We start from the raw sequence: 21,834 nt of genomic DNA on the forward strand, positions 1-21,834 counted from the left end.
TGTTGTGGTGGGGCCCTGTGGAGGGTTCCGGTCGGGCCGCCGCGACGGCCCAGCGTACCCGCGGTGATCTTCGTTCCGTCCGCCGGTTCCCTCTTCCAGGGGGAAGCCAGGCAAGATGGGGGGCGTGACCCTCATTGATCAGCTCCCGCCGACCGCCGACCCCGACGCCCTCTTCGAGGCCTTCTCCTCGTGGGCGGAGGACCAGGGCATCACCCTGTACCCGGCGCAGGAGGAGGCGCTGATCGAGGTCGTCTCCGGCGCGAACGTGATCCTGTCGACCCCGACCGGCTCCGGCAAGAGCCTCGTGGCGGCCGGGGCTCACTTCACCGCGCTGGCCCAGGACAAGGTCACCTTCTACACCGCGCCCATCAAGGCTCTGGTGTCGGAGAAGTTCTTCGACCTGTGCAAGCTCTTCGGCACCGAGAACGTCGGCATGCTGACCGGCGACGCGTCCGTGAACGCCGACGCCCCGGTGATCTGCTGCACCGCGGAGGTGCTGGCCTCCATCGCCCTGCGCGACGGCAAGTACGCCGACATCGGCCAGGTCGTGATGGACGAGTTCCACTTCTACGCGGAGCCGGACCGCGGCTGGGCCTGGCAGATCCCGCTGCTGGAACTGCCCCAGGCGCAGTTCGTGCTGATGTCGGCGACCCTCGGCGACGTGAAGCGGTTCGAGGAGGACCTGACCCGCCGGACCGGCCGCCCGACCTCGGTGGTCCGCTCCGCGACCCGGCCCGTGCCGCTCTCGTACGAGTACGTGACCACGCCGATCACCGACACCATCACCGAGCTGCTGGAGACCCGGCAGGCGCCGGTCTACATCGTGCACTTCACCCAGGCCCAGGCGGTCGAGCGGGCGCAGTCGCTGATGAGCATCAACATGTGCACCCGCGAGGAGAAGGACAAGATCGCGGAGCTGATCGGCAACTTCCGCTTCACCACCAAGTTCGGCCAGAACCTCTCCCGCTACGTCCGCCACGGCATCGGCGTCCACCACGCGGGCATGCTGCCCAAGTACCGGCGCCTGGTCGAGAAGCTGGCCCAGGCCGGCCTGCTGAAGGTCATCTGCGGCACCGACACCCTCGGCGTCGGCGTCAACGTCCCGATCCGCACGGTGCTGTTCACCGCGCTCACCAAGTACGACGGCAACCGCGTCCGCACGCTGCGCGCCCGGGAGTTCCACCAGATCGCCGGCCGGGCCGGCCGCGCCGGCTTCGACACCGCCGGCTTCGTGGTCGCTCAGGCGCCCGAGCACGTCATCGAGAACGAGAAGGCCCTCGCGAAGGCCGGCGACGACCCGAAGAAGCGCCGCAAGGTGGTCCGCAAGAAGGCCCCCGAGGGCTTCGTCGCCTGGTCGGACACCACCTTCGAGAAGCTGATCGCGGCCGACCCGGAGCCGCTGACCTCCCGCTTCAAGGTCACCAACATCATGCTGCTCTCGGTGATCGCCCGCCCCGGCGACGCCTTCCAGGCGATGCGCCACCTCCTGGAGGACAACCACGAGCCGCGCAAGGCCCAGCTGCGCCACATTCGCCGGGCCATCGCGATCTACCGTTCGCTGCTGGACGGCGGCGTCGTCGAGAAGCTCGACACCCCGGACGCCGAGGGCCGCACGATCCGGCTCACCGTCGACCTCCAGCAGGACTTCGCGCTGAACCAGCCGCTGTCCACCTTCGCGCTGGCCGCCTTCGACCTGCTGGACCCGGAGTCCCCCTCCTACGCCCTGGACATGGTCTCCGTCGTCGAGTCCACGCTGGACGACCCGCGCCAGATCCTGGCGGCCCAGCAGAACAAGGAGCGGGGCATCGCGGTCGGCGCGATGAAGGCCGACGGGATCGAGTACGAGGAGCGGATGGAGCGCCTCCAGGAGGTGACCTATCCCAAGCCCCTCGAAGAGCTGCTCGTCCACGCCTACGACGTCTACAGCAAGAGCCACCCGTGGGTGCGGGACCACCCCGTCTCCCCGAAGTCGATCATCCGCGACATGTACGAGCGGGCGATGACCTTCACCGAGTTCACCTCCTTCTACGAGCTGGCCCGCACCGAGGGCATCGTGCTGCGCTACCTGGCGAGCGCGTACAAGGCGCTGGACCACACCATCCCCGACGACCTGAAGTCCGAGGACCTGGAAGACCTCATCGCCTGGCTGGGCGAGCTGGTCCGCCAGGTCGACTCCAGCCTCCTCGACGAGTGGGAGCAGCTGGCGAACCCGGAGGTGGAGACGGCGGAGCAGGCCCAGGAGAAGGCCGACCAGGTCAAGCCGGTCACGGCCAACTCCCGCGCCTTCCGCGTGCTGGTCCGCAACGCGATGTTCCGCCGGGTCGAGCTCGCGGCCCTGGACCACGTCGACCAGCTGGGCGAGCTCGACGCCGAGTCCGGCTGGGACGCCGACGCCTGGGGCGAGGCCATGGACGCGTACTGGGACGAGTACGACGACCTCGGCACCGGCCCCGACGCGCGCGGCCCGAAGCTGCTCCAGATCGAGGAGGACCCGGCGCACGGCCTGTGGCGCGTCCGCCAGACCTTCGCCGACCCGAACGGCGACCATGGCTGGGGCATCAGCGCCGAGGTCGACCTCGCCGCGTCCGACGAGGAGGGCCGGGCCGTCATCCGGGTCACCTCGGTCGGCGAGCTCGGCGAGCTCTGACCGGAATCCGCAAGCCACCGCGGGCGGCCCCGCCCGGCCCGCCGGACCCGACAGTGGAGAACCTGTGATGACGAACCCCGCCGAGAGACTGGTCGATCTGCTCGACCTGGAGCAGATCGAGGTCAACATCTTCCGGGGGGCCAGCCCCCAGGAGTCCCTCCAGCGCGTGTTCGGCGGGCAGGTCGCCGGCCAGGCGCTGGTGGCCGCCGGCCGGACCACCGAGAGCGACCGGCCGGTCCACTCGCTGCACTCGTACTTCCTGCGCCCGGGCATCCCGGGGGTACCGATCGTGTACCAGGTGGAGCGGGTGCGTGACGGGCGCTCCTTCACCACGCGCCGGGTCACCGCCGTCCAGCAGGGCAAGACCATCTTCAACCTGACCGCCTCCTTCCATCACCCGGAGGAGGGCAGCATCGAGCACCAGCTGCCTCCCCGCCTCGACTTCCCGCACCCGGACACGCTCCCGAAGGTCGCGGACGAGATCCGCGAGCACCTGGGCACCCTGCCCGAGGCGCTGGAGCGGATGGCCCGCCGCCAGCCCTTCGACATCCGGTACGTGGACCGGCTCCGCTGGACCCCCGAGGAGCTCAAGGACGCCGATCCGCGCAGCGCGGTGTGGATGCGCGCGGTCGGCCCGCTGGGCGACGACCCGCTCGTGCACACCTGCGCCCTCACCTACGCCAGTGACATGACCCTCCTCGACGCCGTGCGCATCCCCGTGGAGCCGCTGTGGGGCATGCGCGGTTTCGACATGGCCTCGCTGGACCACGCCATGTGGTTCCACCGGCCGTTCCGGGCCGACGAGTGGTTCCTGTACGACCAGGAGTCGCCCATCGCCCACGGCGGCCGCGGGCTGGCCCGCGGCCGCATCTACGACCTGGAGGGCAGGCTCCTGGTGTCCGTGGTGCAGGAGGGGCTCTTCCGCCCGTACCCGGCCGAGAAGGCCAGGCCCGCCGTCTCGCCCCAGTGACACCCGGGGCGCCCGCGGTCTCCCGGGCGCCCGCTTCCTGCTGACCGGCCGTGCCTTCCCGACCGCCCGCGTCCTTCCGACCGCCCGCGCCTTTCCGACCGCCCGCCCTCCTCACCGAAGAGCTGATCGCACCGATGCCGACCCCAGCCCTCCCCTGCCCCTGCGGGCTGCCCGCCTCCTACGCGGACTGCTGCGGCCGCTTCCACTCCGGCGCCCGCCAGGCGCCCACCGCCGAGCTGCTGATGCGGTCCCGCTTCAGCGCCTTCGCGGTCGGCGACACCGCCTACCTCATGCGCTCCTGGCACCCCTCGACCCGCCCGGGCCGGCTCGACCTGGATCCGGACCAGCGCTGGGAGCGCCTGGAGATCCTCGCCACCGAGCGCGGCGGGATGTTCGAGACGGAGGGGTCGGTGGAGTTCCGCGCCCACTACCGCGAGGGCGGCCACACCGGCTCGCTGCACGAGCACAGCTCCTTCTCCCGCGAGGGCGGGGCCTGGGTCTACGTCGGCCCCCTCTCCCCCGTCGAGTTCGACTGACCGCGCGCGCCGGCCAGGGCGGAGTCCAGGCCGGCGCGGTAGCCGCGCACCTCCTCCGGCGGCTCCGCCAGCAGCAGCAGCCGGGCCACCGCCTCGGCCGCCGGAACCCGTGGGTGGCCGTAGGGCGGGGGCGGGGCCAGGGCGGCGAGCACGATCCGCTCCGCCGGTTCGGGCACGGCCTCCCGCACTTCCTCCTCCGGGAGCACGGACGCCAGTACGGCCGCCCGCGCCCAGGGGTCGGCGGTCCGTCTGAGCAGCAGCCCCACGTGCCGCTCCCGCCACCTGCGCGGCCGCAGGTCCGCCCCGGCCGCCATCAGCTCCCGGTCCTCCGGGGGCGCGGCCCCGGTCAGCAGCCCCGGCTGCCGGGCGGCGAACTCCCGCAGCTCCGCGGCCAGGTAGAGCCAGACGACGGCCCGGTAGCGGTTGATCCGGTAGCCGACGGGCGTGAGGTGCCCGCAGCGCGCGAGCCGGGTGAACCGGCTCGGCCCCACCTCCAGCACCCGCGCCCCCGCGTCGGCGCCGGCCGTGGTCTCGACCCGCGCGCGCAGCTCCCGCGGGAACCCCTCCCCCGCCCTGACCCGGTCCAGCTCGGCCCGGGTGAAGCGGACGGACCCGCCCGCCGAGCGGGGGCCCGGGCGGACCAGCCCCAGCTGGACGGCCCGGGCGAACTCGCCCCGGCTCAGCCCCAGTTCCCCGGCCGCGCGAATCCCGTTGAGCGGCGCGCACGCCGACGTCTCCACCTTCATCACAGTCCTCCCCCACGAGTGCCGATCACTCTGTGTGAAGACCGTAACCGGGAGTGAAGTCGACGCGCGAGGCCTGTGGACAACCGCGGACCAGGCCCGGGCCGTCAGCCCCCGGTGATCCGCCGCTCCGCGACGCCCAGGTGCTCCCCGACCCGGTTGACCAGCAGCGTCATCTCGTAAGCCACCTGCACGATGTCGGCCTCCGCGGCGCTCAGCGCGCACAGGCAGCTGCCGGAGCCGGCCGCCACCACGAAGAGGAACCCCTCGTCGTACTCGACCATCGTCTGACGGACCTCGCCCGCCCGGAAGTGCCGTCCGGAGCCCTTCGCGAGGCTCTGCAGGCCGGCCGCGACGGCCGCCAGGTGCTCAGCGTCCTCCCGCGCCAGCCCCGCGCTCGCGGCCGTCACCAGCCCGTCGTTCGACAGGACCACCGCGTGCCGGACCTGCTGGACCCTGCGCGTCAGATCGTCCAGCAGCCAGTCGAGCTGCTTGTCCAGTGCCATTTCCAGCCCCTCCCCGTTGACCCGGCCGACGTGGCCGCGGCCCGCCCCGCTTGGTCGTGCCGCAAGCCTTCCCCACCAGGGGCTTTCCGGCAAGGAGGATGGACGCATGGCACGGAAGATGACTCAAGAGGAATGGCGGGCGTTCGGCCGCCGCCGTGCCCGGACCCCGACGCCGTCCGCGGCCGGCGGGGACGGAACCCCGCACACCGCTCCCATCTGCTCCGTTCCGACCGGTTCCGACCGCGGGTGCCACCGTCTTCACCACCGGCGAGAAGGCCGTCAAGGGGCGGAATCCGGCCCCTTGACGGCCCGCCGGATCCCGCGGCGGGCCGCCCGGATCCGGCGGCGTCCCGGCCCGGTCCGCACGGCACGGCCTACGGGCCGACGGCGTCGAGGAGCCGGGCCGTGTGCACGCGGCCCGCGTACTCCACCAGCCTGATCAGCACTTCCTTCCCCGAGTCCTTGTCCCGCGCGTCACACAGCACCACCGGGGTGCCCTGCTCCAGGTCCAGCGCCCGCGACACCTCGTCCGAGGCGTAACTGCGTGCGCCACTGAAGCAGTTGACGGCCACCACGAACGGGATCCGCCGGTGCTCGAAGTAGTCCACCGCCGGGAAGCAGTCCTCCAGCCGCCGGGTGTCGGCGAGTACGACCGCCCCGAGCGCGCCCTGCGACAGCTCGTCCCACAGGAACCAGAACCGGTCCTGGCCGGGCGTCCCGAACAGGTAGAGCGACAGGCCCGACCGGATGGTGATCCGGCCGAAGTCCATGGCCACGGTGGTCGTGGTCTTCTGGTCCACCCCGCCCGTGTCGTCGACGAGTTCGCCCGCCTCGCTCAGCAGCTCCTCCGTGCGCAGCGGCCTGATCTCGCTGACCGCGCCCACGAGCGTGGTCTTGCCGACGCCGAAGCCGCCCGCCACGAGGATCTTCAGGGCGAGCGCGGCGAGTTCCTCCTCGGACGCGGCGCCCGCGCCGGAACTCCCGGGACCCGTCGTGCCGTTGTCGTGCAGTCCCATCACAGTGCTCGCAATCCCTCGATGACTTCCCGCAGAATCCGCTCGTCCGGCAGCTGCGCGGGCGGCACCGGCCGGCTGACCCGCACGTGTCCCGCCTCCAGCAGGTCGCCCAGCAGCACCCGCACCACGCCCACCGGCAGGTCCGCCTCGGCGGCGAGCTCCGCGACCGACTGCGTCTCGGAGCGGCAGAGCCCGAGCAGGGTCCGGTGCTCCGGGCCGAGCAGGGCCTCGTCCCCCGCCCCGGCCGCGTCCGGGTCCACCACGACCAGGGCGATCAGGTCGAACCGGACCCCGTGCGGGCCCGGTTTCGTACGCCCTCCGGTCATGGCGTACGGGCGGACCAGCGGGCCCGCCTCGGCGTCGTACCACTGGCCGTCCATGTGCCGGACCGCCGTCCTCACCCGGCGGCCGGGGGCCGGACCGCGAACCGGGGCGGTGTGTAGAGGTGCTCGCCGACCCGTCTGACCAGCCGGGCCATCTCGTACGCGATCAGCCCGATGTCGGCGCCGGCGGTGCTGAGGACGGCCAGGCAGGACCCGTCCCCGGCCGCCGCGACGAAGAGGAACCCCTCGTCCATCTCGACCATCGTCTGCCGCACGGTCCCGGCGTGGAAGTGCCGGCCGGCGCCCTTGGCGAGGCTGTGGAAGCCGGAGGCGACCGCCGCCAGGTGCTCGGCGTCCTCCCGGCCGAGGGCGCTGGAGGAACCCACCGCCAGCCCGTCGTTGGACAGCACCACCGCGTGGCGGACCTCGCGGACCCGCATGACGAGCTCGTCGAGCAGCCAGTCCAGTTCGCCGGATCTGCGGAGGCCGTCGAGGGCGGTCCTGTGGTGTTCGATCATCACACTTCTCCTTCGGTGCCTGCGTGGGGGGAGTCGTCCCGGGAGCCGCGCGCCCACCCGGCCCGGTAGGCGGCCATCCGGTCACGTGCCTGCTCCGGACTGCGCTCCGGCAGGTCCGCGGGGGGCCGCGCACCGTCCGGGGCCCGGTCGGCCGCGGGGGCCTCGCGCAGCTGCGGGACCAGGCTGGCCTGGCGTACGCGACGCGGCAGTTCGGTCACCGAGGCGGCCGGAGCGGCCGGCCCGGACACGGCCGCGGGCGCGGCCGCCGGTGCGGTACGGACGACCGTGCCGCCGGGGCCGCGCGGCCGCAGCGGCGCCACGGGGGCGGGTGCCCGGGCCGGCCGCGGTCCGGGACCGGGACCGGGTACGGCCGACGCCGCGGTCGCGGTCGCGCGCGCGGCGCCGGGCACCGGCTCCGGCGCCGCGGGCTCCGGCGCGGACCCGGACGAGGGCTCCGGCTCCGGACCGGCGGCGGCAGCGGCAGCGGCAGCGGGCGGGGCCTCGATCGCGCCCTGGAGCAGGGAGTTGGGCAGCAGCACCACCGCGGTGGTGCCCCCGTACGGCGAGGGCCGCAGGTGGACCTGGATCCCGTGGCGCGCCGAGAGCCTGCTGACCACGAACAGGCCGAGGCGGTCGCTGTCGAAGAGGTCGAGGTCCTCGCAGTGCTCGATGCGGCGGTTGGCCTCCGCGAGCGCCTCGCGTCCCATGCCGAGCCCGCGGTCCTCGACCTCCAGCACGTATCCGGCGCCGACGGGTTCGCCGCTGACGCGGACCCTGGTGTGCGGAGGGGAGAACTGGGTGGCGTTCTCGATCAGTTCGGCGAGCAGGTGGGTGAGGTCGGCGACGGATCCGCCGCTGACGGCCGCCTCGGCGAGGCGGCGGACCTCCACGCGCGGGTAGTCCTCGATCTCGGAGACGGCGGCGCGCACCACGTTGGTCAGCGGCACCGGCATCCGCCAGGCCCGGCCCGGGGCCGCGCCCGAGAGGATGATCAGGCTTTCGGCGTGGCGGCGCATCCGGGTGGTGAGGTGGTCGAGGCGGAAGAGGTCGCCGAGTTCGCCCGGGTCGTCGGCACGGCGCTCCATCGAGTCGAGGAGGTCGAGCTGCTTGTGGACCAGGACCTGGCTGCGCCGGGCGAGGTTGACGAAGACCCCGCTCACCCCGCCGGCGAGTTCGGCGCGTTCGACGGCGGCGCTGAGGGCGGCCCGGTGGACGGTGGACAGGGCTTCGCCGACCTGGGTGATCTCGTCCTCGGCGGGCGGCCCGGCCGGGGCCTCGGCCTCGACGTCGATGTCCGCGGCCCGTCCGGCGCGCAGCCGTTCCATGGCCTGCGGGAGCTTGCGGTGGGCGATCTCCAGCGCGGTGTTGCGCAGCGACACCAGCTCCACCACGAGCGCGCGGCCGATCCGTACGGAGATCACCAGCGAGGCCGCCACGGCCGCCAGGCCCAGCAGCACCGCGGCGCCCGCCGGGCTGAACGCGCCTTCGGCGAGCGGGTCGGCGCGCCCGGCGGACCCGGCGTGCGCGGCCTGCCGCACCTCGCGCATCGAGCCGCTCACGGCCGCGAAGGCGGAGTCCCAGCCGGCGGGCACCCCGCGGACCTCGCGCGCCGCCGAGGCGGCCGCCGACGCCGCGGGGGCGGAGGTCGCGGCGGCGGGGACGGGGTTCGGGGCCGGTGCGGGGGCCGCGGCCAGGGCCCGGTCCTCGGCGGCGGTGAGCTCGGCGTAGGGGGTGCCCTTCGAGACGGCCTCCCAGACGGAGCGCTGGGCCGCCGGCAGGTCCCGTGCGGTGGCGGCGGTGAGGGTGCGGCGGGCCTCCACGGCACCGGCCAGGCGGCGCTGCGCGTCGGCGGTGCGGGGGCCGGGCAGGGCCAGCAGCGCGTCCTCCCGTGACAGCAGCTCGCCGGCCCGGGCGAACTCCAGCAGCACCCGGGCGTCGGGGCCGAGTTCGGCGTCGGAGCCGCCGGAGAGGGTGCCCTCCGCGGCGAGGGCGGAGTCGGCGGCACGGGTGTAGGTCTCGTAGGCGCCCTCGGGGGTGGCGCGGCGGGCGGCGACGTCCTTGCGGGCGGGCCCGAGGGCCTCCGCGGCGGCGACGAAGGCGCCGAGGCGGGCGACGGTGTCGGTGCGGTAGTCGCCGGAGTCGGCGACGGTGTGCCGGTCGCCGAGGCGCAGCCGGCGTACGGCTTCGTCGGTGCGGCGGGACTGCTGTTCGAGGGCGGAGGCCTCCCCGGAGGCGGGGTCGGCCAGGAAGCGGACGGCGGCCCGGCGCTCGGCCTGGATCTCGGTGAGGGCGGCGGCGACGGGGGTGCGTATCTCGGCGTCGACCTGGCGGATCCGGCTGAGCCGGGCTATGTCCTGGGCGGTGCTGACGGTGGCGAAGCCCCAGAGGGCGAGCAGGGAGACGACCGGGACCATCAGCAGGGAGACGATCTTCGCCCGGACGGTGGCGGGCCGCAGCCGCTCCCACGGCCCGCCGGCCCGGCCGGTGCCGGCGCCGGCGCCCCCGGCCGGGGCGGGGCGGGGTGCGGGCTCCGGCGGTTCCGCGGCGGGGGGACCGGCGTGCGCGCGGCGGCCGCGCGACGGGGGTTCGGGGAGCCGTGGCGGCGCGGCTTCCGGTCTGCTGCGGGGTCTGCGCATGGGCTCCTCGTTCCGGGGCGGTACGGATCCTCAGGGGGCGGGCGGGGGTCAGCGGGAGGGGAGGGGGCCTTCGCCGAGCCGCCGAGCCGCCGCGCCGACGGCGGCTGTGGCTGCTGTGTCGGCTGTGGCTGCTGCGGTGCCGGCGGCGCGGGCGGCTGCTGACGGCGGGGCGGAGGCCGGGGCGGAGGCCGACGCCGCCCGCTCGTCCGCCGTCGGGGAGAGCGCCACGAAGGCGGCGGTGATGAAGAGGTAGGAGCCGAGCCCGACCGCGAGCGGGAAGATGAACTGCAGGGCGGTGGCTCCGGGCAGGGCCGCGTCCGAGGGGCTGACGCGGACGGAGACGGCGATCATCCCGGTGTAGTGCATGCTGCTGACGGCGGCGCCCATGACGAGGGAGGCCACGGCGACGGCCACCGGCGACTTGATGTTGAGGGCGGCCCACAGCGCGGCGGTGGCGGCGACGACGGCGATGGCGACCGAGAGGCCGACGGTGAGCGGGTCGTACTCGATCCGGCCGTGCAGGCGCAGGGCGGCCATGCCGAGGTAGTGCATGCTCGCGACCCCGAGTCCGGTGGTGAGGCCGCCGAGGACGAGGGAGCGGCCGCGGTCCCTGCCGTAGCCGACGGCGAAGACGCCGGCGCCGACGACGACCACGGCGACGAGCAGGCTCAGCAGGGTCATCGGCACGTTGTAGTGGATCTCGGTGCCGGTGACGTGGAAGCCGAGCATGGCGATGAAGTGCATCGTCCAGATGCCGGTGCCGATGGCGGAGGCGGCGGTGAGGAGCCAGTTGCGGCGGGAGGCGCCGGTCGCGGCGAGCGCGCGGACGGTACAGCGCAGACCGAGGGCGGCGCCGATCGACGCCATCGCGTACGACAGTGCGGGTGTCAGCCAGCCATAGGCGGCGTGGTCCAGGTGTCCCATGGCCACGGGACGCTAGTCCGGGTGAGGGCGCGAACAAGGGGCGCATTTCGAAAGACGCTGCAACTGCTGGAATATGACAGAGAGACGTTCATCTCCGATCACACCACGTGTCACCTTGTGCACGGTCCGCAGGGGTAGGGGCGGTGCGGGATCATGTGCGCATGAGCCGTATGAGTCGTACGAACGAAGACCACACGCATGTGCAGGAGTTCTTCGGGGCACGCGCAGCCGCCTGGGACGGGAAGTTCCCGGAGGACGGGCCCGCCTTCGCGACCGCCGTGGCGGAGTTCGGCGTGGGGCCCGGGGAGCGGGTGCTCGACGCGGGCTGCGGGACCGGGCGGGCGCTGACCCCGCTCCGCGCGGCCGTCGGGCCGGCCGGAACCGTGCTCGGCGTGGACCTGACCGCGGAGATGCTGGCCGAGGCGCGACGGGCCGGCCACGACCGCGAGGGGACCCTGCTGCGGGCCGACGTGGCCCGGCTGCCACTGCGGGACGGGGTGCTGGACGCGGTCTTCGCCGCCGGGCTGATCGCCCACCTGCCCGATCCCGCCGAGAACCTGCGCGAGCTCGCCCGCGTGGTCCGCCCCGGCGGCCGGCTCGCGCTCTTTCACCCCATCGGGCGAGCCGCGCTCGCCGCGCGCCACGGCCGCGAACTGACCCCGGACGACCTGCGGGCCGAGCACAACCTCGGCCCGCTGCTGTCCGGTTCCGGCTGGCGGATGACCTCGTACGCCGATGAGGACGCCCGCTTCCTGGTCCTGGCCGTGCGCGCGGGCTGAGCGGGGCGCGTCCCGGAGGTCTACGCCGGGGGCTGGGCCTCGGCCCCGGCCGGGCGGCGGGGGTGCGGCACGGGGCAGCCGCCGGCGCCGGCTACGGGGAACGTGCCGAGCTCGCCGACGTCGTAACCGTCGCGGTAGCCCTTGACCTCCGGGTTCTGCCGGGCGTAGTGCGGGGCGGTGCGCGGGGGCAGCAGCCGCACCGCGCGGCCGCGCAGCCGCAGCGCGCCCCGGACCAGGCGCTGGAGCCCGGGGCGGGGGGCCTCGTACCGGAAGGCGGTCAGCAGCGGCTCGTCGAGCAGGGCGAGGCTCGCGCGGCGCACGGCGGGGGCGAGCGGAGCCGGGTACCAGGAGGCCATCAGGTCGAGGGTGGAGTCGGCGACCGAGCGGCCGCCCTCGTCCCAGCCGAAGTGGGCCTCCTCGTAGGCGTCCAGGGTGGCCTCGAACTCCTCGTAGGAGCCCGGGATGTCCGTGATGCCCAGGTGCCGGCCGAGGGCCGCGTAGTAGTTGGCGCAGGCCCGGCGCTCGTGGTGGGTCAGCGGGCGCCAGCCGTAGACGTCGAGCCAGCGTGCCGGGATCACCACGAAGGTGCACAGGACGTACCGCATGTCGTCGTTCGAGATGTCGTAGCTGCGGTGCATCTGGTTGACGCGGCGGATCGCGGTGCGCGCGGTGTCGCTCTCGAAGCCGTGCTCGACGACCGCGTCGAGGAGCAGGGAGGTGTCGTCGTACCGCTTCTGGGCGCGCTCGGTGAACTCGGCGGTCTCGGCGAGGAGGGCCCCGATGGAGGGGACGGCGTAGGTCCTGAAGAGCGCGAGCTCCAGGGCGCGGGTGAAGTCCCAGGGGAACTCGTAGGTGGCGGTGAGCCGGTAGATGGCGAGGAAGTCCTTGTCGGGGTCGAGCCGGAGGATCTCCCTCAGCCGGTCGTAACGCTGCACCGGTCTCCCTTTCTGTGGCGGGTCCCCAACTCTACGTGCAGGTAGCGGGCTTGGAAATCGATGCCCGTCGGGTCTCGACGTGCGAGTTACCCGCTGGTTAAGGTGCGCCGACGAGAACGCGATCGGGAAGCACCGGGAGGCCACGTGTCCGACGAGGAGGACGGGGGCTCGCTGTACGTGCTGACGGCCGTGCTGCTGACCCCCGCGCAGTTCCCGGCGGTGCTCGGCGACGACTTCCCCGAGGCGTGCGCGCACCTGGGCGTGGAGCCGGCCTCCGACGGGTACGGGCTGGTGCTGGGACAGGACGAGGAGGGGGCGCGCTGGACGGTCGTCGTGGACGACGTCTCGCTCGTGGCCGCGGCCATCGCCTCCTGGGACTGCGGCATGGAGTACGACCTGTCCCCCGACGAGCGCACGATCGTTGCCTCGCTGGCGGGCTGGCCGCTGGAGCTGACGGTGTCGACGGCGGGCATCCCCGAGCCGCACGACCCGGAACAGGGCGCGGACGGCACGGGGCGGGTGCCGCTGGCGCCGCCGTCGGCCGAGGCGTGGGGGCCGGTGCAGCGGCGCCTGGGCGCGGACCAGATCGCCCGCGAGTGGGGGGACTGGCGCGAGCGCGTCGCGGAGGACGGCGGGGCCGCGGCGGCCTCGCACCCCGGGCTCGCGCGGGCGCTGGAGGAGGCCGCCGGTTACGCGCGGCAGGCCCCGCCGCCGGGACGGGTCCGGTCGGCCTTCGCGGGCGAGGGCGTACGGACCCTGCGGGCCGACGGGCCCGGCTGGTCGCTGGTGGCCCGGACGGGCGGCCCGGCGTTCGTCCTGCTGGACGAGGAACCGGGCGGGGTCCTCTCCGTCCCCCGCGAAGGGGACGCCGGGCTGCCGGAGCTGTCCGGCCTGCTGACGGCACTGGACGGCGTGGCGGCCCGGCCGGCCTGAGCGCCCGTGGCACGGGTCGCGGTCGCGGGCCACGGCTCACGGGCGGCCGGACGTCGGAGAATCGGCAATCCGCAGTCGGCAATCTGCAATCTGCAATCTGCAATCTGCAATCTGCAATCGGAACACGGGGGAACGTGATGGCGGGATCGATCGAGCCGGTGGAGTCCCGGCCGGTGGGTGTGGTCGTGGGCGGCCGGGCGGAGGTCGTCGACGACGACTGGGGACGCGAGCGGGCGGTGATCCGGCTGGACGCCGACCGCTTCGGCCCCGAAGCCCTGTACGGGCTGGAGGACTTCTCCCACATCGAGGTCGTGTACCACTTCGACCGGGTGCCGGAGGAGAAGGTCGAGACGGGCGCCCGGCATCCGCGGGGGAACGAGGACTGGCCCCTGGTCGGGATCTTCGCCCAGCGCGGCAAGAACCGCCCCAACCGCATCGGCCTGTCCCGGTGCAGGGTGCTCGCGGTCGACGGCCTGGACGTGCACGTGGAGGGCCTGGACGCGGTGGACGGCACCCCCGTGCTCGACCTGAAGCCGTACATGACGGAATTCGCCCCCCGCGGCGAGACCCGCCAGCCCCCGTGGGCGACGGCCCTGATGCGGGACTACTACTAGGAAAGCCCCTCCAGACACCCCCGCAGCCGTCCCCGCAGGGACGGGACGGCCGCGGCGTCACAGGACATGACGACGACGAACCTGCCCCGCTCGATGCCCTCGGGCCGCTGCGTCCAGGACCAGTGCCGCCCCGCCCTCAGCAGGACGTCGAACAGCAGCCGCTGCTCGCAGCGTACGTCCGGCCGGTCACGGGAAGCAGCAGGTCGACGGGCACGGCGCCCCGCTTCTCGACCACGTGCAGCCACGGCGGACCGTCCACCGCCACCCGCTCCGCCGGCCCGGTCAGACGCGTTCGAGCGGGACGTGCGGGAGCGGCGGGAGGGTGGTCGTGACGGGGTCGCCGGGGCGGATCGTGCCGCCCCGGTGGACCACGCCCATGATCCCGGCCTTGCGGACCACCCGGCCCTCCTCGTCCCGGCCGACGACCTGCTTGAGCAGGCCGTCCTGGAAGGCGTTGATCTGCGGGCACGGATTGCGCAGGCCCGTCACCTCCACCACCGCCTCCTCGCCTATGCGCAGCAGCGTGCCCGTCGGCAGGGCGTGCAGGTCTATGCCCTCGGTGGTCACGTTCTCCCCGAGCTGGCCCGGGGCGACGCTGAAGCCCGCTTCGGCGACCTCGTCGAACAGCTCCCGGTGGATCAGGTGGACCTGGCGCAGGTTCGGCAGGGTCGGGTCCTGCGCCACGCGCGAGCGGTGCTTGACCGTGACCCCGGCGTGGACGTCGCCCTCGACGCCGAGGCCGGCGAGGAGGGTGATGCTCTCCCGGTTGGGCTTGGTGAAGGAGTACTCGGCGTTGCTGCTGACGGCCGCGACCGTCGCGCCGTTCGCCGCCGTGCCGTGCCCCGTGGTGGTGCTCATGTGAAAGTCCCGTGTCCCCTCCTGCCGCCCCCGGCGGCCGAACTCCTGCTTCCGCCTGGTCAACGTGCGGGCGCGACCGTGTGTTCCCGGCCGGGTTCCGCCGCGGACTGGCCGACGCGACGCTTGCCGGGGTGCGGGAGCCGCATGACGATGGGGCCCTCCGCTCCGCCGGCTCCACGACCCCTCGGGAGGGTGACATGGGCGATCCGTCGTTGGCTCTGCCGGGCGGGGCCGATCCCGTCGAGCGCACGCGCGTCCTGCGGCGGGCGCACGAGGCCTTCACCCGGGACGGCCGGGTCGAGCCGCCGGTCCGGGCCGTCATCGCGCAGTCCTGGCGGCGGTGCGCGCGGGCGCGGGTCAGCCCGGAGTCCGCGCCCCGCCAGGCCCGGCCGGAGGCGGAGCTGCCGGCCTACCGGGAGCAGCACCCGCTGGCTCCGGTGATGCCGCTGTTCCGGGATCTGGTGGGGGCGTTCGCGGCGCGCGGGGCCCATCTGCTCGCGGTGTGCGACGCCCGCGGCGAGCTGCTCTGGGTCGAGGGGGAGACGGCCACCCTGGGCCGCGCCGAGCGGCTCGGCTTCGTCCCGGGCGCGCGCTGGGCGGAGTCGGCGATGGGGACCAACGCACCCGGTACGGCGGTCGCCGTCGGGGAGCCCGTGCAGGTCTTCGGCGCGGAGCACTTCAGCCGTCTCGTGCACCCCTGGACGTGCGCGGCGGCCCCGGTGCGGGACCCGGGCACGGGCCGGGTGCTCGGGGCGGTCGACATCACCGGCGGCGACGGGCTGGCCCATCCCCATTCGCTGGCGTTCGTCCAGGCGGTGGCACGGGCCGCCGAGTCCCAGCTGGCGCTGCTGGCACCGCAGCCGCCGGCCCCCCGCGACATCCTCGCCGCGCTCGGGCGGGACGAGGCGCTGCTGGTGCTCGGCGGCCGGCGGATCCCGCTGGGGCGGCGGCACAGCGAGATCCTGACGCTGCTCGCGCACCACCCAGAGGGGCTGTCCGGGGAGGAGCTGGCCTTCGCCCTGTACGAGGAGGAGTCGGTGGCGGCGGTGACGCTGCGGGCGGAGATGTCCCGGCTGCGCGCCCTGCTCGGCGCCGGGAACCTGCTCTCCCGCCCGTACCGCACCGCCGTCCCGCTGGAGGCCGATTTCACGGCCGTGACCCGGCACTTGGCGGCGGGGGCCGTCTCCGCCGCCCTCACCCGCTATCCGGGGCCGCTGCTGCCGGCCTCCACCGCCCCGGGCGTCGTCCGGCTGCGGCGGCGGATCGAGGAGCAGGCGCGGGCCGCGGTGATCGCCCGCGCGGACCCGGGGCTGCTGGCCGATTGGGTGTGCAGCCCGTGGGGCGCGGAGGATCCCGAGGTGTGGCGGGCGCTGGCCGAAGCCCTGCCGCCGCAGGGGCGGCCGGCCGCGCTGGCCCGCGTACGCTCCCTCGACGAGGAGCTCGGCGCCGGCCGTGCAACGTAGCCGCAACCTGCCCGCTCCTACGTTGCTCCCCGAGCGCTGTCCGACGGCGGCCGGCGCCCGGCAAGGGGAGGACACCCATGGCCCGTTACGCGGCACCCGGCACCGAGGGCGCGCTGATGTCGTACGCGTCCCGCTACGGCCACTTCATCGGCGGGGAGTACGTGGAGCCGGCCCGCGGCCGGTACTTCGAGAACCCCTCCCCCGTCACCGGCCGGCCCTTCACCGAGGTGGCGCGCGGTACGGCGGAGGACGTGGAACGGGCCCTGGACGCCGCCCACGCGGCGGCCCCGGCCTGGGGCCGTACGTCCGCGACCGAGCGCTCCACGATCCTGCTGCGCGTCGCGGACCGGATGGAGCAGAACCTGGAGGCCCTCGCCGTCGCGGAGACCTGGGAGAACGGCAAGCCCGTCCGCGAGACGCTCGCCGCCGACATGCCGCTGGCCATCGACCAGTTCCGCTACTTCGCGGGCGCGCTGCGCGCGCAGGAGGGCGCGCTCAGCCAGATCGACGACGACACGGTCGCGTACCACTTCCACGAGCCACTGGGTGTGGTCGCGCAGATCATCCCCTGGAACTTCCCGATCCTGATGGCCGTGTGGAAGCTGGCGCCGGCGCTGGCGGCGGGCAACACGGTGGTCCTCAAGCCGGCGGAGCAGACCCCGGCATCGGTGCACTACTGGCTGAGCCTGGTGTCGGACCTGCTGCCGCCGGGCGTGGTGAACATCGTCAACGGCTTCGGCGAGGAGGCCGGCAAGCCGCTGGCGTCGAGCCCGCGCGTGGCGAAGGTCGCGTTCACCGGGGAGACCTCCACGGGCCGCCTGATCATGCAGTACGCGGCGGAGCACCTGAAGCCGGTGACGCTCGAACTCGGCGGCAAGAGCCCGAACATCTTCTTCGACGACATCTGGGCGACCGACGACGACCTGCGCGACAAGGCCCTGGAGGGCTTCACGATGTTCGCCCTGAACCAGGGCGAGGTGTGTACGAGCCCGTCGCGCGCGCTGATCGAGCGCGGCCGTTACGGCGACTTCCTGGACGCGGCGGTGGCCCGCACCGAACTCATCGTGCCGGGCCACCCGCTGGACACGGACACGATGATCGGCGCCCAGGCGTCGGAGGAACAGCTGCGCAAGATCCTCTCGTACGTGGAGATCGGCCAGCAGGAGGGCGCGAAGATCCTCACGGGCGGCGGCCGCATCGACCACGGCGGCGACCTGGCGGGCGGCTTCTACGTGGAGCCGACCATCTTCGAGGGCGACAACCGGATGCGGATCTTCCAGGAGGAGATCTTCGGCCCGGTGGTGTCGGTTACCTCCTTCCAGGACTTCGACGACGCCATCCGCATAGCCAACGACACGGCCTACGGCCTGGGCGCGGGCGTCTGGAGCCGCGACATCAACACGGCCTACCGCGCGGGCCGCGCCATCCAGGCGGGCCGCGTCTGGACGAACTGCTACCACGCCTACCCCGCGCACGCGGCCTTCGGCGGCTACAAGCAGTCGGGCATCGGCCGGGAGACCCACAAGATGATGCTGGAGCACTACCAGCAGACGAAGAATCTCCTCGTCTCGTACTCGCCGAAGAAGCTCGGCTTCTTCTAGGAGCACAAAAAATGGCGCCTGACCTGGGCTTTTGCCCGTCAGGCGCCGTCGGCTCGACCCGCTCGACGCGGACGTTGATATTTCCTGTTCCTCCCAGTTCCTCCCACCCGTCTCCCACTCCAGACCGGCTGTTCCGGACCAGTCACGGACCAAACCGCGCTCACCGGGTGGGTGGGGCGCCCTTGCTGACGCGGTCCCACTCCTCCATGGACTGCTCGATGAGACGGTTGGCCTGCTCCTGCACGCCGTCCAGGAACTTGGCGTAGAACTTGAACAGGACATGGATGCTATGACCGGCCCGCCGCGCACACTCAGCGGGATCGACACCCGAGTGGAGCCAGAACGAGATCCCGGCATGCCGAAGGTCGTAGGGCCGCTTCGCCAGACCGCCCGCAAGCTCCGTGCGAGTCAGGACGTACTCCCGCGCCTTCGACCACGTGGTCCCATACGCCGCCGCCTCCACATAGTTGCCTGCCTGGTTCCGGAACAGCCGCCCGTCCGGTGCGACGCCGAAGCGCTCAATGTGGGCACGCAGGACGCGAACGAACTGTGGCGGAATGGGTACAGGTCGGGTCGCCGTCGCGGCACGGCGCTTGAGCGAGTGGACTTCATAGACCTCGCCGTCGTCCGTCCAGTCCTTGCCGGCCGTGACAACGCCGCCCGTCAGGTTGAGCAAGCCCCAGCCCGTCTCGGGCAGGTGGCACTGTTCGAGACGGAGATGGATCACCTCGGCCGGCCGCATGGCCGCGAAGTACATGCAGCCGAAGAACGCCTCAAGGTGGGGGCCACGGCCCCGCTGCTGCCCGACCGACGCCAGCAGGCGAGCGACCTGGAGAGGATTGGGGACGGATGCCGGGTCGACTTCGTCCTCGACCGACGGCGGGTTCCACCTGATCCCGGCAAGGGGGTTGTCCACGAAGTAGCCGTTCTCCACGGCCATGTTGAGCACTTCGCTGAACGCAGACCTCTTCCGGCGCGTGGTCTTGGCTGCAGCAGGCTTGCCGTCCAGTTTGAGGCACAGGGCGTCCAGCGCTCGACGTATGACGGCGGCGTCGTTCAAGGAACCAAGCGGCAGGGAATTCCTCTTGACCCAATCGAGCGCCTTCCTCCATTCCTCGGGCGGCTCCTGCTCCCACGCCTTCTTGTTGAACGCGTATGAGTACAGCGCCCTGCGCAGCACTCGCGGCTCCGGATAGACAGATCCCGGACGAACCAATGCAGGGGTGACGGTGGCAAACGCGTCTGCAAGGGTCCGACGCGTGTTGCCCGGCGTTCGGGCCCACCTCTGCTCGAGGTACTCATGCGCGAGGTCGTACCAAGTCGTCTTCTGCCGCAGCGCTCGCAGCTCCGACGCCGGCAGCCCCGACTCTTCTTCAAAGGCTTCACCTTCCCGGGCTGCCGTCATCAGTTTGGAACGTCGACTCTCGGCAAGGCCGAAAGTCATGAACGACTCTGATTTTTCGAGCCCGCTAACCGTCCATCGCACCATAAATGGCTTGCGTCGATCCGGACGCTCGCGTATGTCCCAGAAGCGAACGTTGTAACTCAGCGCCAAGTGTCCGAATCCCTTTCACAGGCCTCCCACCAGGCATCCAGGTCGGAGCGACGACACCTGAGTTCACCATTTGGCAGTTTGATCATGCGGGGTGCATTCCCGCGAGCACGCATCCGATAAAATGCCGACGGACTCATGCGGATTTCCGCCAAGACCTCCGCAAGCTTCAAGGCAGGCGGTCGAGCCACTTCCTTCTCCTCACGCAAACTCACGACATGGCCGCACTAGTGGGACCGACAGTCAACGGACACGAACAATCGCATCCATTCGATGACTGCTTCCCCCAACCCGCGCAGCGAGTGGACTGTTGCGTTCACATCGCCCCACCGCCAAGCGCAGCGACATGCGAACGAAGGAAATGGTCCGGACAATCCCCGGTTTCGGAAACCGGGGATCGCCCGCTATATTGCGCGCTGCCGGTCTCAGCGTCAGCCGGAGATGGAGTACGTCGGGACTGCAGCGGCCGGGTCCGCGCAGGACACCAGAGCCTGCTCGGCAAGCCGGGCGAGGCTCGTCTCAGCCTTGTGGTCAGAAAGGCCCACAGCCCGGGAGACACCACGCACCGTTGCCTTGGGATGCGCGCCCACGTAGGCAAGGACCCTCTGATCACGCCGGAGGCCGCGCTGGAGCTGGTCTTCCACAAAGAGGCCGGCGGCGCACACGCAGAGGCAGAGCGCGGTCGCCAGGGCACCCCGATCTCCGCCCATCTGGGCAGTGGCAGAGTTCAGGAGGCCAAGGGTGAAGAGCGCGGGCGCGGTGAAGCGAAGCGAGCTAAGCAGGTTCGCGGACAGTCGTCCTCCTCGGGCATTCTCGGGTCGGCATCGCCTTCGGATCGCCTCCGCCACCCGTCTGACTAGGGACGTTGTACGTTGACATGCCCGAACGGAAGGTTCCAGTCGTTTGGGCATCGTGGTCGTCTGCCGTGGGCGAATCAGGCACTAGCCGACTCGGCGCCTACAGAAGAGGGGTGCACCAGGGACATGCCGAGCGCGACGCCTCGGCCACCGGTGACCTGAAGGTCAACACCAGCGTGTCTCGCTTGCCTGATCAGAACAGGTGTCGACCGACCCGCGCCGCAGTGGCCACCTCGGCGACGATGCCCAACATGCCTGCAAGGGTGAATGTGTACGCGTGCACCTGTTCTCGGGCTCGCGCCTCCATGCCCTCGGGGGCCGCGAAGAAGCCGGGGGTCGTACCTTCGGGTTGCTGCCGGTTCCGCGCCGCCTCGTATTCCGCCCAGTCGATCCGGTGCACCCTGCGCGCTTCGAGGAGGTCCTCTTCGGGGACCTGCTCGGCGCGGAGCCGTACCGTGAGCTGCTGAGCGGCCATCTTGATCACGATGGAATCGGTCACCGTCAAGGGCATGTCCGGTCGACCGATGCCGCGCTCCAGCAGGGGCTCGCCAGCACTGCGCCACGGCGAGCACACAGCCGTGAGGGCCGAATGCAGCTTCCCCCAATCCGGTTTACGGGTCCGCTCCCCCTCCTCGATGAGCAACTGGACAGTGCGGCGTTGCTGGTAGGTGGCGGAATGGTGGGCGAACTGGTCCACGATGCGGCGGGCGTTCTCCTGCCGCCGGGCCCTGTTCGTCTTGCCGGTGGTCTGCGCGTACGTCCGAAGCGCCCTGCGCGCCTGCGCAACCGGGACGACCGTGTCACTGGTGAGCCAGACGAACAGCACCACCGGAATCATGGTGTGGTGCGGAATCCGTTTGAGCGGCGACCGTTTGCGGGCTTGCAGCAGTTCGCTGAACAGCCGGCGCTGGACCGCGGGGAACAGGCTGGGGTCTCGACCGTGCTGCGTGGACTTATGGAACTCGGGTGCGGCCAGAAGGCCGACCTCCACCCAGTCAGTGATCATCCTGGCGGAGACCTGCTCGACACCAAGGGCTTCCGCATCGCGCACGAGATCGCCCGCTGTGCCTGGCTCCCACTCCTTGACCTGGGTTTCTTCCACGTTCTGGAAGTTACACCGAGATGGGGCCAGTTTCCGGGCCGGCTCTGCCTTTGCCCCGACAGGGTGATGTGCGTCAGACAGGAGCCCTTGCGTAGATGGCCAGACGGCACCGAGCGCAACGGCAAGACCCCTTGGAGGATTCCATGACTCGACGCAAGCGGCACCGCACACACCCCCGTCCGGCTCGGCCCGCACGGCGGCAGGAAGGCAACCTGCTGGACAGGGTGCTCGGCGCGTTCGTGACCGGTGTGGTGGCAGTGATCGTCAAGGAAGCAGCCAGCCTTCTTCATCGCGGCTGAGTGAGCCAGCGGGGCTGGACGC

22 protein-coding genes are annotated in these 21,834 nt (G+C 72.4%); 9 read left to right on the plus strand and 13 right to left on the minus strand.

The window, feature by feature from the left end; translation table 11 throughout:
* Window positions 1–124: 124 nt before the first annotated feature.
* The 3 genes from ACQKM2_RS01345 to ACQKM2_RS01355 all read left to right on the plus strand — a co-directional run bounded on the left by ACQKM2_RS01345 (window position 125) and on the right by ACQKM2_RS01355 (window position 4,153).
* Window positions 125–2,647, plus strand: coding sequence for a DEAD/DEAH box helicase (locus ACQKM2_RS01345; protein WP_427705163.1), 2,523 nt, complete (start codon window positions 125–127; stop codon window positions 2,645–2,647).
* Between the two features lie 67 nt (window positions 2,648–2,714).
* Window positions 2,715–3,617: an acyl-CoA thioesterase gene (locus tag ACQKM2_RS01350; protein ID WP_007262621.1), complete on the plus strand. Its 903-nt coding sequence runs from the start codon at window positions 2,715–2,717 to the stop codon at window positions 3,615–3,617.
* Between the two features lie 134 nt (window positions 3,618–3,751).
* Window positions 3,752–4,153, plus strand: a complete 402-nt coding sequence (locus ACQKM2_RS01355) for a YchJ family protein (RefSeq protein ID WP_042802934.1) — start codon at window positions 3,752–3,754, stop codon at window positions 4,151–4,153.
* Here ACQKM2_RS01355 and ACQKM2_RS01360 read toward each other — a convergent pair.
* The 7 genes from ACQKM2_RS01360 to ACQKM2_RS01390 all read right to left on the minus strand — a co-directional run bounded on the left by ACQKM2_RS01360 (window position 4,117) and on the right by ACQKM2_RS01390 (window position 10,819).
* Window positions 4,117–4,899, minus strand: a complete 783-nt coding sequence (locus tag ACQKM2_RS01360) for a DUF6397 family protein (protein WP_427705168.1) — start codon at window positions 4,897–4,899, stop codon at window positions 4,117–4,119. The two genes, ACQKM2_RS01355 and ACQKM2_RS01360, sit on opposite strands and share 37 nt — an antisense overlap.
* 104 nt (window positions 4,900–5,003) lie before the next feature.
* Window positions 5,004–5,402: a roadblock/LC7 domain-containing protein gene (locus ACQKM2_RS01365; RefSeq protein ID WP_042800536.1), complete on the minus strand. Its 399-nt coding sequence runs from the start codon at window positions 5,400–5,402 to the stop codon at window positions 5,004–5,006.
* A gap of 374 nt (window positions 5,403–5,776) precedes the next feature.
* On the minus strand, window positions 5,777–6,418 hold the full coding sequence (locus tag ACQKM2_RS01370) for a GTP-binding protein (protein WP_427705170.1): 642 nt from the start codon (window positions 6,416–6,418) through the stop codon (window positions 5,777–5,779).
* Window positions 6,418–6,798 (minus strand): DUF742 domain-containing protein, encoded by a 381-nt coding sequence (locus ACQKM2_RS01375; RefSeq protein WP_427705173.1) that lies wholly within the window; start codon window positions 6,796–6,798, stop codon window positions 6,418–6,420. The genes ACQKM2_RS01370 and ACQKM2_RS01375 overlap by 1 nt, the downstream gene beginning before the upstream one ends.
* A 17-nt stretch (window positions 6,799–6,815) precedes the next feature.
* The gene (locus ACQKM2_RS01380) at window positions 6,816–7,259 is read right to left on the minus strand and encodes a roadblock/LC7 domain-containing protein (protein ID WP_427705176.1); all 444 of its coding nucleotides are present in this window, start codon (window positions 7,257–7,259) and stop codon (window positions 6,816–6,818) included.
* Window positions 7,259–9,895: a sensor histidine kinase gene (locus ACQKM2_RS01385; RefSeq protein ID WP_427705178.1), complete on the minus strand. Its 2,637-nt coding sequence runs from the start codon at window positions 9,893–9,895 to the stop codon at window positions 7,259–7,261. Before ACQKM2_RS01385 ends, ACQKM2_RS01380 begins: the two co-directional genes overlap by 1 nt.
* Before the next feature lie 48 nt (window positions 9,896–9,943).
* Complete coding sequence (locus ACQKM2_RS01390; RefSeq protein WP_427705181.1) at window positions 9,944–10,819, minus strand: MHYT domain-containing protein; 876 nt, start codon at window positions 10,817–10,819, stop codon at window positions 9,944–9,946.
* Window positions 10,820–10,989: 170 nt separating this feature from the next.
* Between ACQKM2_RS01390 and ACQKM2_RS01395 the strand changes: the two genes are divergently transcribed.
* Window positions 10,990–11,598 carry a class I SAM-dependent methyltransferase gene (locus ACQKM2_RS01395; RefSeq protein ID WP_427705710.1) on the plus strand — a complete coding sequence of 203 codons (609 nt, stop codon included), beginning with the start codon at window positions 10,990–10,992 and terminating at the stop codon, window positions 11,596–11,598.
* Window positions 11,599–11,618: 20 nt separating this feature from the next.
* Here ACQKM2_RS01395 and ACQKM2_RS01400 read toward each other — a convergent pair whose 3' ends face one another.
* Complete coding sequence (locus tag ACQKM2_RS01400) at window positions 11,619–12,533, minus strand: oxygenase MpaB family protein (RefSeq protein ID WP_427705185.1); 915 nt, start codon at window positions 12,531–12,533, stop codon at window positions 11,619–11,621.
* A 144-nt stretch (window positions 12,534–12,677) separates the two neighbouring features.
* Here ACQKM2_RS01400 and ACQKM2_RS01405 point away from each other — a divergent pair, with 144 nt between their 5' ends.
* On the plus strand, window positions 12,678–13,466 hold the full coding sequence (locus tag ACQKM2_RS01405) for a hypothetical protein (protein WP_427705188.1): 789 nt from the start codon (window positions 12,678–12,680) through the stop codon (window positions 13,464–13,466).
* A gap of 137 nt (window positions 13,467–13,603) precedes the next feature.
* A complete protein-coding gene (locus ACQKM2_RS01410) occupies window positions 13,604–14,080 on the plus strand; it encodes an SAM-dependent methyltransferase (protein WP_427705191.1) in 477 nt (158 codons plus the stop codon).
* Here the strand turns inward: ACQKM2_RS01410 and ACQKM2_RS01415 are convergent.
* Both ACQKM2_RS01415 and ACQKM2_RS01420 read right to left on the minus strand, forming a co-directional pair.
* Window positions 14,077–14,325 (minus strand): hypothetical protein, encoded by a 249-nt coding sequence (locus tag ACQKM2_RS01415; RefSeq protein ID WP_427705193.1) that lies wholly within the window; start codon window positions 14,323–14,325, stop codon window positions 14,077–14,079. The genes ACQKM2_RS01410 and ACQKM2_RS01415 overlap by 4 nt on opposite strands.
* Before the next feature lie 37 nt (window positions 14,326–14,362).
* On the minus strand, window positions 14,363–14,938 hold the full coding sequence (locus ACQKM2_RS01420) for an MOSC domain-containing protein (RefSeq protein WP_427705196.1): 576 nt from the start codon (window positions 14,936–14,938) through the stop codon (window positions 14,363–14,365).
* 197 nt (window positions 14,939–15,135) lie between these two features.
* Between ACQKM2_RS01420 and ACQKM2_RS01425 the strand changes: the two genes are divergently transcribed.
* Entirely contained in the window at window positions 15,136–16,401 is a 1,266-nt protein-coding gene (locus tag ACQKM2_RS01425) for a GAF domain-containing protein (RefSeq protein WP_427705199.1), read from the plus strand.
* 77 nt (window positions 16,402–16,478) lie between these two features.
* Window positions 16,479–18,002 (plus strand): acetaldehyde dehydrogenase ExaC, encoded by a 1,524-nt coding sequence (gene exaC / locus ACQKM2_RS01430; protein ID WP_427705201.1) that lies wholly within the window; start codon window positions 16,479–16,481, stop codon window positions 18,000–18,002.
* A 160-nt stretch (window positions 18,003–18,162) separates the two neighbouring features.
* Here exaC and ACQKM2_RS01435 read toward each other — a convergent pair whose 3' ends face one another.
* The 3 genes from ACQKM2_RS01435 to ACQKM2_RS01445 all read right to left on the minus strand — a co-directional run bounded on the left by ACQKM2_RS01435 (window position 18,163) and on the right by ACQKM2_RS01445 (window position 21,513).
* On the minus strand, window positions 18,163–19,557 hold the full coding sequence (locus tag ACQKM2_RS01435; RefSeq protein ID WP_427705203.1) for a tyrosine-type recombinase/integrase: 1,395 nt from the start codon (window positions 19,555–19,557) through the stop codon (window positions 18,163–18,165).
* On the minus strand, window positions 19,548–19,745 hold the full coding sequence (locus ACQKM2_RS01440; protein WP_427705205.1) for a helix-turn-helix transcriptional regulator: 198 nt from the start codon (window positions 19,743–19,745) through the stop codon (window positions 19,548–19,550). The genes ACQKM2_RS01435 and ACQKM2_RS01440 overlap by 10 nt, the downstream gene beginning before the upstream one ends.
* A gap of 859 nt (window positions 19,746–20,604) precedes the next feature.
* Window positions 20,605–21,513 carry a hypothetical protein gene (locus tag ACQKM2_RS01445; RefSeq protein ID WP_427705208.1) on the minus strand — a complete coding sequence of 303 codons (909 nt, stop codon included), beginning with the start codon at window positions 21,511–21,513 and terminating at the stop codon, window positions 20,605–20,607.
* 143 nt (window positions 21,514–21,656) lie between these two features.
* Between ACQKM2_RS01445 and ACQKM2_RS01450 the strand changes: the two genes are divergently transcribed.
* Window positions 21,657–21,812, plus strand: coding sequence for a hypothetical protein (locus ACQKM2_RS01450; protein WP_427705210.1), 156 nt, complete (start codon window positions 21,657–21,659; stop codon window positions 21,810–21,812).
* Window positions 21,813–21,834 lie beyond the last annotated feature (22 nt).

Source organism: Streptomyces sp. NPDC004126 (assembly GCF_050275515.1).
In the GTDB taxonomy this organism is placed as follows: domain Bacteria; phylum Actinomycetota; class Actinomycetes; order Streptomycetales; family Streptomycetaceae; genus Streptomyces.